The sequence below is a fragment of the Halobacillus sp. B29 genome (assembly GCF_052246755.1).
GTDB classification, from domain to species: Bacteria; Bacillota; Bacilli; order Bacillales; family Halobacillaceae; genus Halobacillus; species Halobacillus halophilus.
Map to the genome: position 1 here is coordinate 162,696 of NZ_JBQQCM010000008.1, position 17,927 is coordinate 180,622.

The 17,927-nt window shown below is 44.4% G+C and carries 14 protein-coding genes; 1 reads left to right on the plus strand and 13 read right to left on the minus strand.

The features are described 5' to 3' along the window. Positions 1-34: 34 nt before the first annotated feature. From icmF to ACTWP7_RS12155, 8 genes are all read right to left on the minus strand, one after another. Positions 35-3,280 (minus strand): fused isobutyryl-CoA mutase/GTPase IcmF, encoded by a 3,246-nt coding sequence (icmF, locus tag ACTWP7_RS12120; protein ID WP_443123388.1) that lies wholly within the window; start codon positions 3,278-3,280, stop codon positions 35-37. A gap of 19 nt (positions 3,281-3,299) precedes the next feature. Further along, positions 3,300-3,929, minus strand: coding sequence for a TetR/AcrR family transcriptional regulator (locus tag ACTWP7_RS12125; RefSeq protein ID WP_014644860.1), 630 nt, complete (start codon positions 3,927-3,929; stop codon positions 3,300-3,302). A 2-nt stretch (positions 3,930-3,931) separates the two neighbouring features. Next, positions 3,932-4,870, minus strand: a complete 939-nt coding sequence (gene meaB, locus ACTWP7_RS12130; RefSeq protein ID WP_443123389.1) for a methylmalonyl Co-A mutase-associated GTPase MeaB — start codon at positions 4,868-4,870, stop codon at positions 3,932-3,934. A 33-nt stretch (positions 4,871-4,903) separates the two neighbouring features. Next, positions 4,904-6,043 (minus strand): acyl-CoA dehydrogenase, encoded by a 1,140-nt coding sequence (locus ACTWP7_RS12135; RefSeq protein ID WP_014644862.1) that lies wholly within the window; start codon positions 6,041-6,043, stop codon positions 4,904-4,906. A gap of 13 nt (positions 6,044-6,056) precedes the next feature. Next, positions 6,057-7,202, minus strand: a complete 1,146-nt coding sequence (locus ACTWP7_RS12140) for an acyl-CoA dehydrogenase (RefSeq protein ID WP_443123390.1) — start codon at positions 7,200-7,202, stop codon at positions 6,057-6,059. Positions 7,203-7,223: 21 nt separating this feature from the next. Beyond that, positions 7,224-8,075 carry a 3-hydroxybutyryl-CoA dehydrogenase gene (locus ACTWP7_RS12145; protein ID WP_443123391.1) on the minus strand — a complete coding sequence of 284 codons (852 nt, stop codon included), beginning with the start codon at positions 8,073-8,075 and terminating at the stop codon, positions 7,224-7,226. A gap of 14 nt (positions 8,076-8,089) precedes the next feature. Then, positions 8,090-9,277, minus strand: a complete 1,188-nt coding sequence (locus ACTWP7_RS12150) for an acetyl-CoA C-acetyltransferase (protein WP_443123392.1) — start codon at positions 9,275-9,277, stop codon at positions 8,090-8,092. 153 nt (positions 9,278-9,430) lie between these two features. Beyond that, positions 9,431-11,563: a heterodisulfide reductase-related iron-sulfur binding cluster gene (locus ACTWP7_RS12155; protein ID WP_443123393.1), complete on the minus strand. Its 2,133-nt coding sequence runs from the start codon at positions 11,561-11,563 to the stop codon at positions 9,431-9,433. A gap of 196 nt (positions 11,564-11,759) precedes the next feature. Here ACTWP7_RS12155 and cls point away from each other — a divergent pair, with 196 nt between their 5' ends. Further along, positions 11,760-12,947, plus strand: a complete 1,188-nt coding sequence (gene cls / locus ACTWP7_RS12160; protein ID WP_443123394.1) for a cardiolipin synthase — start codon at positions 11,760-11,762, stop codon at positions 12,945-12,947. A gap of 1 nt (position 12,948) precedes the next feature. Here the strand turns inward: cls and ACTWP7_RS12165 are convergent, their stop codons facing one another. The 5 genes from ACTWP7_RS12165 to speB form a co-directional block, all read right to left on the minus strand. Then, on the minus strand, positions 12,949-13,128 hold the full coding sequence (locus tag ACTWP7_RS12165) for a XapX domain-containing protein (RefSeq protein ID WP_443123395.1): 180 nt from the start codon (positions 13,126-13,128) through the stop codon (positions 12,949-12,951). 1,203 nt (positions 13,129-14,331) lie between these two features. After that, positions 14,332-15,999, minus strand: a complete 1,668-nt coding sequence (gene argS / locus ACTWP7_RS12170; RefSeq protein WP_443123396.1) for an arginine--tRNA ligase — start codon at positions 15,997-15,999, stop codon at positions 14,332-14,334. Further along, on the minus strand, positions 15,996-16,436 hold the full coding sequence (locus ACTWP7_RS12175) for a DUF1934 domain-containing protein (RefSeq protein WP_014644870.1): 441 nt from the start codon (positions 16,434-16,436) through the stop codon (positions 15,996-15,998). The genes argS and ACTWP7_RS12175 overlap by 4 nt, the downstream gene beginning before the upstream one ends. Positions 16,437-16,529: 93 nt before the next feature. Further along, entirely contained in the window at positions 16,530-16,979 is a 450-nt protein-coding gene (locus tag ACTWP7_RS12180) for a hypothetical protein (protein WP_443123397.1), read from the minus strand. A gap of 74 nt (positions 16,980-17,053) precedes the next feature. After that, on the minus strand, positions 17,054-17,926 hold the full coding sequence (gene speB, locus ACTWP7_RS12185) for an agmatinase (protein WP_443123398.1): 873 nt from the start codon (positions 17,924-17,926) through the stop codon (positions 17,054-17,056). Position 17,927: the final 1 nt, after the last annotated feature.

The following is a 17,927-nucleotide window of genomic DNA, read 5'->3' on the forward strand; positions in this document are numbered from 1 at the left end:
CCTGCCTCTTTAGTAGAGGCAGGGCGTTATTCATCTACATATTCCTTCGGTACTGGCCACCTACTTCGTAAAGGGCATGCGTAATCTGACCCAGGCTTGCCACACGGACGGTTTCCATCAGTTCTTCAAAGATGTTTCCTCCTCCGCTCGCTGTTTCTTTCAAACGGTTGAGTGCTTTATCCGTTTCGCCTTGGTTAGCTTCTTGAAATTTACGAAGCTCCCGAATTTGATGCTCCTTTTCTTCTTTCGAAGCGCGGGCTAATTCCATGGAGTCAATCTCATCTTCAGAAGGAGGATTAGGATTGAGATAAGTGTTCACTCCCACAATTGGCAGTTCCCCTGAATGTTTTTTACCTTCATAATAAAGGGATTCTTCCTGAATTTTACCTCGCTGGTACTGACGCTCCATCGCACCGAGTACTCCCCCGCGGTCATTAATCCGTTCGAATTCCTGTAGAACCGCTTCTTCTACCAAATCTGTAAGTTCGCGTATAATGTATGAACCTTGTAATGAATTCTCATTTTTGGTTAAACCGAACTCTTTGCTGATAATCATTTGAATTGCCATAGCCCGTCGGACGGATTCCTCTGTAGGCGTCGTGATGGCCTCATCATAGGAATTGGTATGAAGCGAGTTACAATTGTCCTGGATGGCAATTAAAGCCTGCAGGGTAGTGCGTATATCATTAAAATCAATTTCCTGTGCATGAAGAGAGCGTCCGGATGTTTGAATATGATATTTAAGCTTTTGGCTGCGCTCGTTGGCTCCATACTTATCGCGCATAACAATCGCCCAGATTCTGCGAGCGACCCGCCCGAGAACGGTATATTCCGGATCCAGTCCATTCGAGAAAAAGAAGGAAAGATTAGGCGCAAATTTGTTGATATCCATCCCGCGACTCAAGTAGTATTCGACATAGGTAAAACCATTTGCGAGTGTGAACGCGAGCTGCGTAATCGGGTTCGCTCCTGCTTCTGCAATATGATATCCGGATATGGAGACGGAATAATAGTTCCGTACTTGGTGATCAATAAAATACTGCTGAATGTCTCCCATCATACGGAGTGCAAATTCTGTAGAAAAAATACATGTATTCTGACCCTGATCTTCTTTTAGAATATCAGCCTGAACGGTGCCTCGAACCACATTAATCGTCCGGGCCTTCACCTCTTCCGCTTCTTCACGATTAGGTTCACGTCCATACTCCTCCTTGAATTTATCAAGCTGCTGATCAATGGCTGTATTGAAAAACATCGCTAAAATGATGGGAGCAGGTCCGTTAATGGTCATGGAAACCGAGGTAGTTGGATCGATTAAATCAAATCCATCATACAGCTTTTTCATATCTTCAAGCGTACAAATATTCACACCGCTCTCCCCGACTTTTCCGTAAATATCCGGACGTTCATCGGGATCTTCACCATATAAAGTCACAGAATCAAACGCTGTACTTAAACGCTTAGCTTCGTCTCCCTCAGATAAATAATGGAAGCGGCGATTGGTGCGTTCCGGTGTCCCTTCCCCGGCGAATTGGCGTTTAGGGTCTTCTCCTTTTCGCTTAAACGGGAAAACTCCGGCTGTAAATGGAAAAGCGCCGGGAACATTTTCCCTGAGCAGCCAGCTTAAGCGGTCGCCCCAATCCGAATATTTAGGCAGAGCAACTTTAGGAACTTTCAAACCGGTCAAACTTTCGGTTGTAAGATCCATGGTAATTTCCTTGTCTCTCACTTTGAAGGTGTAGGTATCCCCGCTGTAACGCTTATGCAGACCATCCCAGTCGTCCAATTTTTCTTTCGCTTCGCGGTCTATTGTTCGTTCATAATCTTCAATAAGCCGCCCGATACTTTCTTTTGCGGCTTCGTCCTCAAGCTGTTCAAGCGTGCCTTTCAATTGATAAAGTTTGCGGGCTTTTTCAGCCTGTGTTTTTGTGTTTTCGTGATAATCGCGGACAGCGAGTGAAAGATCTCGTAAGTATTGTTTTCGATCATTAGGAATAATTACGTTCTGCTTCTCTACTTTGCTTACGCGCTCAAAAGAGGTGTCGTCCTGCCAGGAGAATTTTTCGTTCAACTGATCAACAATGGCTGCGAAAAGTGTGTTGGTACCAGGATCATTAAATTGGCTCGCAATTGTTCCGTAAACAGGAAACTGAGCATCGTCCTCATGAAACAGCATGTGGCTCCTCTGATATTGTTTTTTAACCTGATTCATAGCATCTTCAGAACCCTTTTGTTCAAACTTGTTAATCACAATAAAATCGGCAAAATCAATCATATCAATTTTCTCCAGTTGAGACGGAGCCCCAAATTCGGAAGTCATGACATACATTGATAAATCGGTTATATCGGTAATCGCGGCATCCCCCTGGCCGATTCCGCTCGTTTCTACAATGATCATGTCCATGCCGGCAGCCTTCAGAACATGAATAGACTCTTCCACGGCAGTAGAAAGTTCCGAGCGTGCTCCCCGCGTAGCAAGTGATCTCATATAAACCCTTGGGTTGAAAATTGCATTCATACGAATACGGTCGCCCAGCAGAGCGCCGCCTGTTTTCTTTTTCGTGGGGTCCACAGAAAGGATAGCTATCTTTTTATCTGGAATTTCGTTTATAAAGCGACGAATTAATTCATCGGTAAGGGAGCTTTTTCCTGCTCCTCCTGTGCCTGTAATTCCAAGGACAGGGATCGTCTTTTTCTGGGTATTTTCAACGGCGGTTTCAAAAGCGGCTACTGCTTCCCGCTCTTCTTTCGGGGTGTTTTCTACATACGTAATAAACCGGGCGATCGCCTGGTGATTCCCCTCTGTCAGTTCCTCAATTCCTTTTTCTACGTTAAGCGGCGGAATAAAATCACATTCTTCAATCATCTGATTAATCATTCCCTGCAGACCTAACGTGCGTCCATCTTCCGGTGAGAATACTCGAGCGACTCCGTAGTCATGCAGCTCTTTAATTTCCCTCGGAATGATTACGCCTCCGCCTCCGCCGTAAACACGTATGTGGCCAGCTCCTTTTTGGTTTAGCAGATCAACCATATATTTAAAGTACTCCACATGCCCGCCTTGGTAAGAAGAAATAGCAATTCCCTGCACATCTTCCTGCACTGCTGCATTCACCACATCTTCGACAGAGCGGTTATGGCCGAGGTGAATCACTTCTGCTCCTGTAGATTGCAGAATACGTCTCATAATATTGATAGAAGCATCGTGCCCATCAAACAAGCTGGATGCTGTCACAAAACGGACGGGGTTTTTCGGTTGATAAACCGTTGGTTGTTCCATGTCCGAGTTCCTCCTTTAATTAGGATCGTTCTTTTTCCTGGGTGTTCAAACCTTGAAGAAGCAATTGGATTTGTCCTTCAGTGTAAGATTCCAGCGTAAAAGAACGCTGCAGAATCCAACGTCTGAACCCCCACATTTGTCCTTGAACAAATATATTATTGGCAATCAGCTTAACTTCCTCTTTGGAGTGATGTTCAGGTAAGCTGTTCAAAATCACCTGTTCAAGCATGGCTACCATATCTCGTTCTTTTTGAAGAACATATTCCTGTGCATCGCGTGATAAAGATTTAACTTCCTGATACATGACAAGAACTTCATCCTGCATATCGTCCATAAGCTGAAAATAGGACTGTATGGCATGAATTAGACTCTTTATACTCGTCTGGGTGGGATCAATAGAAGCTTCCATCCGTTCCTTCACACGCTGGTAAATAGAATCACAGACAAGAAAGAGCACGTCTTCCTTTTTACGAATATATTCATATAGGGTACCAATACTGAATCCTGAGGCTTTAGCGATCTCACGAGTGGTGGTTTTGTGGAACCCCTTTTCAATAAATAGGGTCACCGCTCCTTTAATCATTTGATTTCTTCGTTTTATAACCAGGACTTCATCTTTTATAGAAGAGGGAACTTGGTTTTCAGCCATCGTCATTCTCCTTTACTCATCCATTCTTGAAACCAGGAGTGTGCCAGCTGGTATGGATCTGCCTCCACGTCGTTCAATGACTTGAGTTTAGCAGGATCCTTTTCGATGGCATTTCTCACCTCGCGCCACACTTCCTCTCGAATCAATTCATAGACTTCAAGCGTCAGCTGGTGCTTTCTCCGTTTGAACCCTTGCTTTGTTTCATAAAGGTAAGCCTGATGCTCTTTTATACGATTAAATAATTCAGCCATTCCCTGGTTCTCTGTGGAAATCGTCTGTACAATTGGCGGGATCCAGCCTTTAGGCTGGGCGATCATCATATACTCCTCAAGGGTCGTCTTCAGCTTTTCTACTCCTGGTAGATCAGCTTTATTAATAACGAACAGGTCTGCTATTTCCATAATGCCTGCTTTAAAGATTTGAAGCACATCCCCGCTATTGGGAGTTAAAACGAGTCCTGTCGTATCCACAACTTTCATAATATCAAGTTCAGACTGACCGACTCCCACCGTTTCAACGAGAACTATATCAAACCCGTACGCGTCACAGATCCGGATCGCGTCCTTGGTGGCGCGCGCTAGCCCTCCCAGGTTCCCTCTTGTCGCCATACTGCGAATGAAAATCCCGGAATCCATGAAATGCTGGTTCATTCTCGTCCGGTCCCCAAGCAGTGAACCGCCGCTAAATGGACTGGTGGGATCGACAGCTATAACCGCGACACTCAGATTCAGACTGCGCAAATAGGTTAGCAGTTTGTTAATTAACGAACTTTTGCCTGCCCCTGGAGATCCGGTGATTCCGATGTAATGAGCTGATTTTTTAATGGAAAAGATATCGCTCATTAATGATAATTTCTCGTCATCATCGCTTTCCACAAGAGTGATAGCGCGGGCAAGGGCTCGCATATCCTGTTTTTGTATTCGTTCTGCAAGTGGATGCATGGGACAGCCCCTTTCCGCTTGAAGATTTATTCATTAGCTGCTGACCATTCGGCCGATTACAAGACGCTGGATCTCCTGCGTCCCTTCATAAATCTGCGTAATCTTCGCATCACGCATATAACGTTCCACAGGGTAATCCTTCGTATATCCATAGCCGCCATGTACTTGTACGGCCTCTGTTGTAATTCTCATCGCTGCATCGCCTGCATACAATTTAGCCATGGCAGAAGCTTTCGAATAAGGGAGTCCTTCTGATTCAAAGTAAGCGGCTTGGTAAGTAAGCAGCCGGGCTGCTTCAATTTCTGTAGCCATATCGGCTAATTTAAATGAAATGCCCTGAAGCTTCGCAATCGGCTTGCCGAATTGCTCTCGATCTTTTGCGTAGGCGACAGCTTCATCTAATGCACCCTGCGCAATCCCAACTGCCTGAGCAGCTATTCCGTTTCGTCCGCCGTCTAACGTCATCATCGCAATTTTAAAACCTTCTCCCTCTTTTCCGAGCAAGTTTTCTTTAGGAATTTTACAATCTTCAAAGATCAGTTCGGTCGTAGGTGAAGAACGAATCCCAAGCTTTTTCTCTTTCTTGCCAAACGAAAATCCTGGCGTTCCCTTCTCCACGATAAAGCCGCTGACTCCGCGTCCTCCTGCTTCTGGGTCGGTTTTTGCAAATACGATATAAATATCGGCCACTCCACCGTTTGTGATCCACACTTTATTGCCATTCAGTACATAGTGGTCGCCGTCTAATTTCGCTTGAGTTTTCATAGAGGATACGTCACTTCCAGCTCCTGGTTCGGAAAGTGCATAAGCACCCAGTTTTTCTCCAGTCGCGAGCTGGGAAAGGTATGTTTTCTTCTGTTCTTCATTCCCGAACTTATAGATCGGCCAGCTGGCTAATGATATATGAGCAGACAGTGTGACGCCCGTAGAAGCGCATATACGTGACAATTCCTCAACAGCGATCGCGTAGCTTACGAAGTCAGAGCCGATTCCTCCATACTCTTCCGGCCATGGAATTCCTGTTAATCCAAGCTCCGCCATTTTATCGAAGATTTCACGATCAAACCGTTCTTCTTCATCACGTTCTGCGGCCGTAGGTTCTACTTCATTTTTGGCAAAGTCTCTTACCATTTTTCTCAGCATTTCCTGTTCTTCTGTCAGCGTAAAATTCATTCTCGTTTCCCCCTCAGTCTCTAATCAAGTGATTGCTGATTACGATGCGCTGGATTTCGCTTGTTCCTTCGTAAATTTCGCAAACTTTAGCATCTCTGAAAAAGCGCTCTACAGCGTAATCTTCTGTATAACCATATCCTCCGTGCACCTGGACAGCTTCAATGGCTGTCTTGACGGCCGTCTTGGAAGACATCAATTTAGCCATTGATACTTCTTTTCCACATTTTACTCCTGCTGCTTGTAAAGAGGCCGCATGATAAACAAGAAGTTTAGATGCCTCTACTTCTGTAGCCATATCAGCGAGCTTAAACGAAACTCCCTGATGCTTGGCAATGGGACGTCCAAACTGCTCACGGTCCTTCGCATAAGCTACGGCATGCTCATAAGCCGCTTCCGCAATACCAAGCGCCTGGGCAGCAATTCCGATTCTCCCCATATTTAAATTTGATAAGGCTATTTTGTACCCTTCGCCCTCTTTACCAAGAAGTTGTGAAACAGGAACTTCGCATTGATCAAAATTCAATTCTACCGTGCTTGAACCGTGCATCCCCATTTTCTTCTCAGCTCTTCCAATCGAAAAACCCGGCGTATCCCGTTCAATGATAAAAGCGCTTAATCCTTTACCACTCGAAATATCAGGGTTCGTACGGGCAAACACAATGAAGGTATCCGCATGACCGCCATTGGTAATGAATACCTTCGATCCATTTAAAACATAATGGTCTCCTTTGTTTACAGCACGCGTTCTAAGACTACCAGCATCTGACCCTGCACTAGGTTCGGTCAGGGCAAAAGCGCCTAAATACTCGCCGCTCGCAAGCTTCGGAATGTATTTGTCTTTCTGTTCTTCCGTACCGAAATATAGAATCGGATTTGTTCCTACAGACGTATGAACAGATAAAATGACGCCAAGAGTTGCACTTACCTTAGAGATCTCATGGATTGCTATAATATAAGATATATAATCCATTTCCGATCCGCCGTATTTCTCTGGAATAGGAATTCCCATTAAACCAAGCTCCCCCATTTTCGGAATCAGCTCGACAGGAAAACGGTCCTCCTTCTCCATACGTTCAACTGCTGGAGCCACCTCTTTTTCAGCAAAATCACGGACCATCTTCCGCATCATCTCTTGTTCATCTGTAAACGTTAAATTCATCGTCACCGTCTCCTTCACCTGTTATTCGTAGCTGTAAAAACCTCGACCCGATTTCTTGCCAAGCCAGCCTGCTTTCACATACTTACGAAGCAGCGGGCATGGCCGGTACTTGCTGTCCCCGAAACCTTCGTGCAGGACTTCCATAATATACAGACACGTATCGAGACCGATAAAATCTGCCAAAGTCAAAGGACCCATTGGATGGTTCATCCCAAGTTTCATCACGGTGTCCACATCTTCCGGTGATGCTACGCCTTCGTGAACGGTATATATGGCCTCATTAATCATAGGCATCAGGATTCGGTTAGAGACAAAACCAGGAAAGTCTTCTACTTCAACCGGCGATTTATTTATTTTTTTCGTTAAATCTTCAATCGCTTGATAGGTTTCATCACTGGTCTGGATGGCACGGATGATTTCAACTAGCTTCATTACCGGTACTGGATTCATAAAATGCATACCAATAACCTGCGAAGGACGATCCGTTGCTGCTGCAATTTCAGTAATAGGCAGCGAAGATGTATTCGAAGCTAAAATGGCGTGTTCGGGTGTGATTTCATCCAGACTCTTGAATACTTTTGTTTTTATATCCATATTTTCAACCACAGCTTCGACAACGAGATCACAGTTAGAAGCGTCGTTCATGTCTGTAGTACCAGATAGAAGGTCCAACGTTTTATTTTTTTCAGTCTCAGAAATTCTGTCTTTTTCTACTGCTCGCTCGAGTCTTTTCTTAATACCTTCGATTCCTTTGTCTAAAGCTTGCTGGTCCAGATCGTTTAAGGTGACGCTTAGACCAGCCTGAGCAAACACTTGAGCGATCCCCGCGCCCATTTGACCTGCACCGATGACCATGACTTTTTTAATTGACATTCAGTAGTCCCCCTTTATGCCTTTGGTACTTCGATTAATACGGCATCGCCCTGGCCGCCACCGGAACAAATAGCTGCAATTCCAAGACCGCCTCCGCGGCGCTTCAATTCATAAGCAAGTGTAAGTAAGATTCTCGCCCCGCTTGCCCCGATCGGGTGTCCAAGGGCTACAGCTCCTCCGTTTACATTTACTTTCTCCGGATCAAGACCGGCAATTTTTCCACTGGCTAAAGACACGGCTGCAAATGCTTCATTCACTTCAAATAAATCAATATCTTCTATGGATTTTCCTGCTTTTTTCAATAGTTTATTAATGACCAGACCCGGGGTTTGAGGGAAGTCTTGAGCTTCCACAGCAATTTCATCATGAGCAAGGACGGTTGCCAGGAATTCAAGCCCTAGTTCGTTTGCTTTTTCATCAGACATGAGCAGCATCGCGCATGCTCCGTCGTTGACACCTGGCGCATTACCAGCCGTAATCGTTCCATTTTTGTCGAACACTGGGCGCAGTTTAGAAAGAGCTTCTACAGTTGTATTTTTTCTTGGTGCTTCATCTGTGTCGACGACAACCGGGTCCCCTTTTCGCTGCGGTACTTCTACAGACACGATTTCTTCACCCATCGTTCCGTTTTCAATAGCCTGGGCTGCGCGCTGATGGCTGTTATATGACCACTCATCCTGCGCTTCACGTGTTAACTCGAATTCTTCAGCTGTACGGTTTCCGTAGTTACCCATGTGTACATTTTCGAATGAACAGATAAGACCATCGTGTACCATCATATCTTTAACCGGAGCGTCTCCCATTCGTAATCCCCAGCGTGCTTTTGGCATGAAATAAGGAGCATTGCTCATGCTTTCCATTCCGCCCGCTACGATGACATCCTCCTCGCCTAAACGGATGAACTGATCAGCCATCGTTACACTCCTCATTCCAGAAGCGCACACCTTGTTCACGGTCTCTGTTTTCACGTGCCATGGAATTCCAGCTTCACGCGCGGCCTGGCGGGACGGCAGCTGTCCCTGTCCTCCCTGTAAAACGCTCCCCATGATTACTTCATCTACTTCTTCACCCTTGTATCCAGCACGCTCTAAAGCCTCTTTGATAACGATGCCTCCAAGCTGGGAAGCTGTTAAAGGAGCAAGAGCGCCCCCGAATTTTCCAAATGGAGTACGAGCCCCTGACACGATTACTGTTTTACGCATTTTTATATTCCTCCTCTTTGTGATAACGCTTTCAAAATTGGCGATTGAACGCTCGCTCAATTTGTCCTCATAAGGAAAGTGTACCTAAAATAGTGTACACTTTCCACAATTTTCATAATTTTTTTCTAATAAATGACGAGATATTCCAAGTACTTACGCTGTCTTTTCTTCTGTTGATTCAAAAATGGATTTGGCCAGAATCTCTGCTATATCCATTGTACTCACTTCTTCTTCCACTTCTTTAGCTTTGGTACCATCCGATAACATGGTTAGACAGAATGGACATCCACTTGAAATCATCGTTGGTTCTACTTCAAGCGCCTGTTCTGTACGAGCTACGTTCACACGGTTTCCTGATTTTTCTTCCATCCACATCATGCCTCCGCCAGCTCCACAGCACATTCCATTGGATCGATTACGCTTCATTTCGACCACCTCTACGCCAGGAATCATTTCAAGTACTTCTCGAGGCGGCTGGTAAACTTCATTGTAACGGCCCAAGTAACAGCTGTCGTGATAGGTGATCTTCTCATTTACTACACCTTCCGGCTTCAGACGGCCTTCTTTCAGCCATTCAGAAAGCATTTCGGTATGGTGATAAACTTCCGCTTCAAGACCGAAATCCGGGTATTCATTTTTGAAAATGTTATAAGCGTGCGGATCAATGGTAATGATCTTTTTCACATCATTTTTTTCAAATTCTTTCATGTTTTTTTCAGCCAGTTCCTGGAACAGAAATTCGTTGCCCATGCGGCGTGCTGTATCACCGGAGTTTTGCTCTTTATTACCGAGAATCGCAAATTTAATTCCAGCTTTATTCATCAGTTTAGCAAAGGCGACGGCGATTTTCTGACTGCGGTTATCGTAAGATCCCATCGAACTTACCCAGAAAAGATATTCGAATTCCTCTCCTGACTTCTTCAGTTCTTTCACAGTAGGGATATGAGCTTCTTCATCGAGGCTTCTCCAGTCTTCTCTTTCCTTCTTGGAAAGTCCCCACGGATTCCCCTGGCGTTCAATATTCATCATCGCTCTTTGGCCGTCCGGATCCATTTTTCCTTCTGTAAGAACAAGATAGCGGCGAAGATCGATGATCTTATCAACGTGTTCATTCATAACCGGGCAGGCATCCTCACAATTTCGACAAGTGGTGCAGGCCCATAATTCTTCCTCTGTAATGACATCGCCAATTAAGTTTTTATTGTGGGCAGCTTCCACGGTAGCGGCCGCTTCATCTGTTCCCTTAGTGCGTGCCATTTGAGCCAGTGTGTTTCCTTCTGTACCTGAGAAGGCATAAGCAGGGACCCAGGGTGACTGACCCGTGACAGCGGCACCTTTTTCAGTCAAATGATCCCTCATTTTAATAAGTAAATCCATTGGTGAAAGCATTTTACCTGATCCTGAAGCAGGACAAACATTGGTACAGCGTCCACATTCCACACAGGCATACAGGTCAATCATCTGCAGTTGGTTCAGTTCTTCAATTTTTCCAACACCAAAGGAAACATCTTCTTCGTCTGCTTCTTCATCCATTTCAAAATCAATCGGTTTCAGTTTGCCCGGAGGATCTTCACGGCTTAAGAAAACATTGACCGGTGCTGCCAGCAAGTGCGCATGCTTGGATTGTGGCACGTACACTAGGAATGTAAGCAGGATAAGCAGGTGAATCCACCACATAATAAAGAATACAGTAGCAGCAGCTGCCGGAGGAAGCCATGAGAAAGCGTTTGCAATTAACGTCGCAACTGGTTCTGTCCAGGCTCCTTCATGGCCGTGCCAGATTATTCCCATACCGTTCCCTACAAGAACAGTTACCATCAATGTTCCAATAAAAATAAGTACAAGTCCTGCTTTAAAGCTTCTCTTCAAACGGACGAGGTTTTCTATATAACGGCGGTAAAACGCCCAGATCACAGCTACAATAATCGTTAACGTTACAATCTCCTGGAAAAATGTAAATCCTGGATAAAACGGACCAAGCGGCAAATGCGAGTCAGGAGCTAGTCCTTTCCAAATAAAATCAATGGCCCCAAACTGAACAAGAATAAAACCGTAAAACATCATAACGTGGATCGCTCCGGATTTCTTGTCCTTCAAAAGTTTCTTTTGACCAAATACATAAATCCCAATCTTCTGCATACGTCTTTTAATCTTACCATCAAACTCAAACTTCTTCCCCATCTTAATATAAGCGATACGTGTACGGACAACGCTTACAAATAAGTATAATCCATAAATCGTAACGCCAAGGAACAAAATCCAGTTTGCAAGTAACAACGGATTCATTTGTTCTCCCCCTCTTAGTTGTTATCGCAGATGCGATTCTCCTTTTTTATCGGTCCAGAAACTTAGAAATTTCTGAATCTTATAGCTTTACTATAAATTATGAATGAGCATTCAGTCAACATGTTTTCATTTTTTTCCTATTGAAAAGAAATCATATGGGAAGACTAAGCGACAGATGGCACTGGGAGGCGGAAACATGATAGTCGTAATCATACTGATTAGTATAGCTACCTTTATTTTACTGTTAATTACAGATTTTAAAATGGGACAAATATCCCACAAAAAAACAGGATATCCGATAAATACTGAAGAAACACACGGTCAATACGAACTTTTTTCTAATGGATTAACGCTCTTTGAAGCATTCTTTCAGGATATTGCTGAAGCTAAAGTAAGAGTCGACATCAGCTTCTTTCTCATCGACCGGAATGAAATCAGCAGGAAATTTTTAGACATATTAAAGAAAAAAGCGCAGGAAGGAGTATCTGTTCACCTGCTTGGTGATCGTCTAGGGTGCTACCTGATCAATAAACAGATAAGGAATGAACTTAAAGCAGCTGGCGTTCACTTTGCATTCGCTGAAAAACTCAGATTTCCTTTGTTCTTCTACCATTTAAATCGGAGAAACCACCGAAAAATTACAGTGATTGATGGAAAGGTGGCCTATATTGGAGGGTTCAATGTGGGGAGCAACTATACTGGACATAACCCAAAATTTGGAGACTGGCGTGATTACCATTTGCGATACACAGGCGCAGTAGTTGAGAAACTTCATGCTGTTTTCCTAAAAGACTGGTACGAATCCACCGGGGAGAAGTTAGCAACCATAAAATTAAGACACCCTGAAGGGAAGAAAGTATCCGTCCTTGACTCGGATGGAATTGGTGTAGCGGAAGAATTTAACCGGTTAATCCGCTCTGCTTCAAAAGAAATTATAATAGGAACGCCTTACTTCATTCCTACCCATGATCTGCTCCATTCATTAAAAAATGCTTTAAAAAACGGAATTGCACTATACATCTTAGTCCCTATGAAATCGGACCATCCGTTTGTTAAGGAAGCCGGCATCGTTTTTCTGAACGAACTTTACCAAAGAGGAGCTCATATTAAATTTTTTGATGCAGGATTTTACCACTCGAAAGTATTCATAGTGGACGGGGAATGTGCGGATATCGGTACCGCGAATTTCGACAGGAGAAGCTTCTTTTTAAATAAAGAAGTGAATACCTATGTTTATGACAAAACGTTCATCGCAGCGGTTCGCGACGCTTACTTTCAAGATATGAAAGATGCCGTACCATTTAATGAAAGCTGGCTTAATAACCGCTCTCTAAGTACTAAAATCAATGAAAAGATCGCAGCAAAGCTGCGACCTTTACTTTGATTTATTTAAAAATTTCCGTAAACACGGGACCCATCCACATCATAACTTTAAAACCTAAGTAAATACCAACAATTCCAGCCACTCCAGCTAGTGCAGGCGGGGCTGGAATCGGAAGTTTTAAAGCTGCAAATACAATACCAACAACTAAACCAGTGACTAACGCTAAAATAATCTCTTTCACATGCTCGTCCTCCTTTTCATCATCTATCCTTTACGCTTTCTTTCAATACCAAACTTTATTGTTCCTATTTTATCAATTGGATCTGTTAAACTTTCGTGTTGATTTTAAGTTAAAGCTCCCAATACTTGAAGACTCAGTTTCGAGATATTGGTTATGTGGAAGGTCCTGCGGAGGACGACTTCGCTTTCCGCGGGCATGTGGTGAGCTTCCTCGGGCTTAACAGCCCTTCGGGAGCTCACCGATCATGTTCATCCCGCTCTTACCCTTCAGGAAGTTGCAAACGTCAATCATGTCCTAAACGACATGTAGTGCTATCCAGCTCCAGCACCTAGCGGCTAGTGAGACTTCCCTCACTTCTGTACGATAAGGCAACATCGAATCGCTCCGCTCTTCGTGTTTTCTTTATCTCCGCCAGCTCAGTCCAGTCCATACGCCGCTGAGCAAGGTGCTTCCGCTTTTAAAATAGGAGTCTACATCGTCCCCCTCCGGACCTGGCCGAATCAGAAACTCGAAACAGCTTCGTTATTCACCCGCTTGAGAAGAAATAACAACATAGGCGTATATCCTTTTCAGGCTGGAACTACGCTGGATAGCCTGTTATATAAGTATTTCAGGCGGGATAAGGAGATAGGATACTCTCTTTCCGAAGGGTCCGTTCGCCCTAATACAGTTGGGGCGGTGGGAAATGGCGAGACTCCCATGGGAGAAGGAACTAGGTGAGATCCCGCAGGGAGTGAAACGAGCGAGGAAGCTCATGGTATAAGGAGGATCGACTAAGGTCGCCACGTCCTGTGGCAACGTCGATCGACCCTACGTCGTGTAGGGCCATAGGAAAGTGTCCAAATGTGGAATCACCCCGATAGACACGAACAGCATAAGCCGAGCATCAAAAGGACGGTGGTCTTGCCGTCCGTTGATGAACGGCTTATGTCTCGAGTGCCTGGGTGATGGAACAAGACGAGCTATTTCCCCACAAGCCCTTCTCCAAATATCGTAACGGACCCAAATTATCTCGAAACTGAGTCTTCAACTAAACGGCGCTATTGCGTAATAAGCCTTATGAAAAACAACAATAAACTATAACAGAGGCTATCAAAAACAGACGGCTTTATGAATACATAAGTACTGGGGCAAAGAATGTCACAAAAAAAGAGCGCCCTGCTCTTTTTTTATGCGAAGACGCCCTTTAATCATTTTATGAACTTACATCTGTTCTGGTGCGGAAACACCGATGATTTTCAGCGCATTGCTCAGAGTAATTCGGACAGCTTTCATTAGTGAAAGTCGTGAAGCTGTAAGCTCTGGATTTTCCTGATCGAGTACTTTCTCCGCATTGTAAAAACTGTGAAGATTAGATGCCAGATCAAATGCATACTGAGTCACACGGTGAGGGGTTCTTTTTTCTGCAGCATCTGCGACCAGCTGCGGAAATTCACCAAGCCTTTTTAGTAGATCTTCTTCTTTTTCAGCTGTTAAAAGACTTCCGTTAAACGTATCATCCGTCAGTCCCTTTTCTTCTGCCTGTTTCAGCATCGTACATATGCGGGCGTGAGCGTACTGTACATAATAAACAGGATTTTCATTAGATTCTGAGCGGGCCAGGTCCATATCAAAATCCAGATGTGAATCACTAGAACGCATGGAGAAGAAATAACGCATTGCGTCAATACCAACTTCCTCCATCAATTCACGAAGGGTAACAGCTTTCCCAGTACGCTTGCTCATCTTCACTTTTTCGCCATTCTGGAAGAGGTTGACCATTTGGATAATCTCCACCTCAAGCGTATCTTCATCATAGCCCAGGGCTTGAATCGCTGCTTTCATACGTGGAATATATCCATGGTGATCGGCACCCCAAATATTGATAAGTGTATCGAACCCGCGGTCCAGTTTGTTTTTGTGATAAGCGATATCCGGCGTCAGATAAGTGTACGTGCCATCATTTTTAATGAGGACGCGATCTTTATCATCACTGAATTTCGTTGTCTCAAACCAGGTAGCTCCGTCCTTTTCATAGACAAAGTCTTTTTCTTTCAGAACCTGCAGCGCATGTTCAATCCGGTCGCCTTCATATAGCGAAGTTTCTGAGAACCATTCATCAAAAGGGACTCTAAATTCTTCCAGATCCGTTTTAATCTTATTCAGTTCATATTGCAAACCGTACTCACGGAAGAACTTCAAACGATCCTGTGCAGATTCTTCTGCCCATTTCTCTCCCTCTTCAGAAGCAAGCTTTTTCCCGAGTTCTACGATATCACGGCCGTGGTATCCGTCTTCCGGCACCTCCCATTCTTTCCCTAATGCCTGCATGTAACGAGCTTCTACAGAAAGCGCAAGATTAGCCATTTGGTTCCCGGCATCATTAATATAGTACTCTCTGGAAACATCGTAGCCTGCAGCATCCAGCACGTTGCATAACGAGTCCCCTACTGCTGCTCCCCGTGCGTGACCAAGGTGCAAGGTTCCGGTCGGATTAGCAGATACAAATTCCACTTGAATCCTATGACCTTTCCCACTTTCGCTGCGACCATACTGACTGTCGGCTTCCAGAATGGAAGGAACCAGTTCAGTCAAGTACTGATTGTTCATATAGAAATTAATAAAGCCTGGACCTGCAATTTCTATTTTTTCTATTGAGGCTTGTGATCGATCAAATTGTTCAACAAGTTCTGAAGCAATCGCACGCGGATTTTTCTTTGCTATTCTGGCGAGCTGCATGGCCATGTTTGTTGCGTAATCGCCGTGAGCTTTATCCTTTGGCTGCTCTAACACAACCTCAGGCATTTCCTCTTCTCCGGCAAGCTCAGCTGAAAGCACGGCGCGGATGATTTCTTTCTTCAGATTTTCTTCCATTTGTTCAACGATATTCATGATTCACTCTCCTCCTCAAACGTCAATGTCAAGCGATGATCCTGCGTTACTTCATGATTCAACGTCATCTGATAATGAAGAAATAATCGGCCGCCCATTGCTTCATCAAGGGAACTGAACTCCATTTCTTCTGTATAAGTTTTCATATGGAAATCACCATAAGTATGATGATATAAATTCTCTGTTTCTACTTCAGGCTGAAAAACCTGACGCATATCTATACCACCGCTTCGTTTTATGCTGACATGCCCTGGCTTAACGGTGATCATCGTATTTACAGGATCTCCTTCATCAGGATGTTCTGTAAAAGTAATCACCTGAGTCTGACCACGCGCAAAAAACTGACCGGCTTCGTTTACTTCCATCGTCTCTTTGCGATCCGTGTCTCTGATTTCCGTAACGAGCTGCACCTGGATGTCCTTAGCATTACTTGTCATTTCTTCGTCCTCCCTCCAAAGGGTTTACGTACACTATAACTTGTTTATTATAAGAATTCATTCACAAAAACGCAAGAGGATCCGCTGGCTTCGTTACTCCTGAACCAACGTGTCCACCTGATTTTGGATATCACTTATCTCGGTGATATGAGCCGGTACACTGTAACTTGCATATAACACGACAAGTGCTGCGACAATCACCGCAAACCAGGGATAGGATAGTTGTTTCTTAAAAGGACGACGGTCCGGAACAAATAATAACAATAGAAATGGCAGCAACAGTCCAATCACAATGACATCCATTCTCCACTGCTGATTCTCCTCGGAGATGGATAACGAAAAGCTGATTGCTTGATCGATTCGATCTTCAATAGCAATTTCAGTGGTTTCTTTAGAGAATAGTCCTTTTTCAATTGTTAGTGTCTCATTACTAAGCGAATAACTATACCCTGAAGGGTTCCATTCCCCTATAAACGTTACAAGAATTAGACTCATCATGATAATGGCATACGTAAGCGTAATGCCTATAATCTTTTTATCCAAAAGAAGCGCTCCTTTATTCATCTCATATAGAAAAGCCCCTATGAAAAATCATAGCGGCTGTTTCATTCTATCATTTATTTTACAAACCCCAAAAGCATTTCGCGTAAGAATTTACTGGCTGCAATCGGAGTCTTTTCTGTCGGGTCATAAGCGGGAGCCACTTCAACAAGGTCAGCCCCTACCACGTTTAAATCGCTGCTTGCGATTTCATGAATGGAAGCAAGAAGCTCCTTAGAGGAAATCCCTCCTGCTTCTGCTGTCCCCGTTCCCGGGGCATAGGCAGGATCAAGTACATCAATATCAATGGTTACATAAACGGGACGCCCAGACAGGTCTGGTAGAATTTTTTTCAGAGGCTCAAGCACTTCATATCTCGCCATGAACATGCCGCTTTCTTTCGCATATTGAAACTCTTCTCTCATCCCTGAGCGGATACCAAACGAATACACGTTTTCAGCTCCGATCAGCTCGCATGCTTTCCTAACAGGAGTCGAATGGGAGAGCGTCTCTCCTTCGTATTCTTCCCTGAGGTCAGCATGAGCATCAATATGAATCACTGCAAGTTCTGGATATTTCCTGTACATCGCTTTTAAGACTGGCCATGTAACCAGATGCTCGCCGCCCAGTCCGAAAGGTATTTTCCCTTTCTCCAAAAGTTCATCCATATAGCCTTCAATAATATCAATACTCCTCTGGGGATTTCCAAAGGGGAGGAGCAAATCACCTGCATCGTGGTACTTGATTTCCTCTAAATGTCTATCCAGATAAGGACTATATTCTTCAAGGCCGATCGAGGCTTCGCGGATGCGGCTCGGACCAAATCGTGAGCCCGGACGGAAGCTGACAGTCCAGTCCATTGGCATCCCGTAAATTACGGCATCCGCCTCCTGTTCCGAAGCCCGGCTCATGATAAACACTTTTCCAGAATAGGCTTCATCAAATCTCATC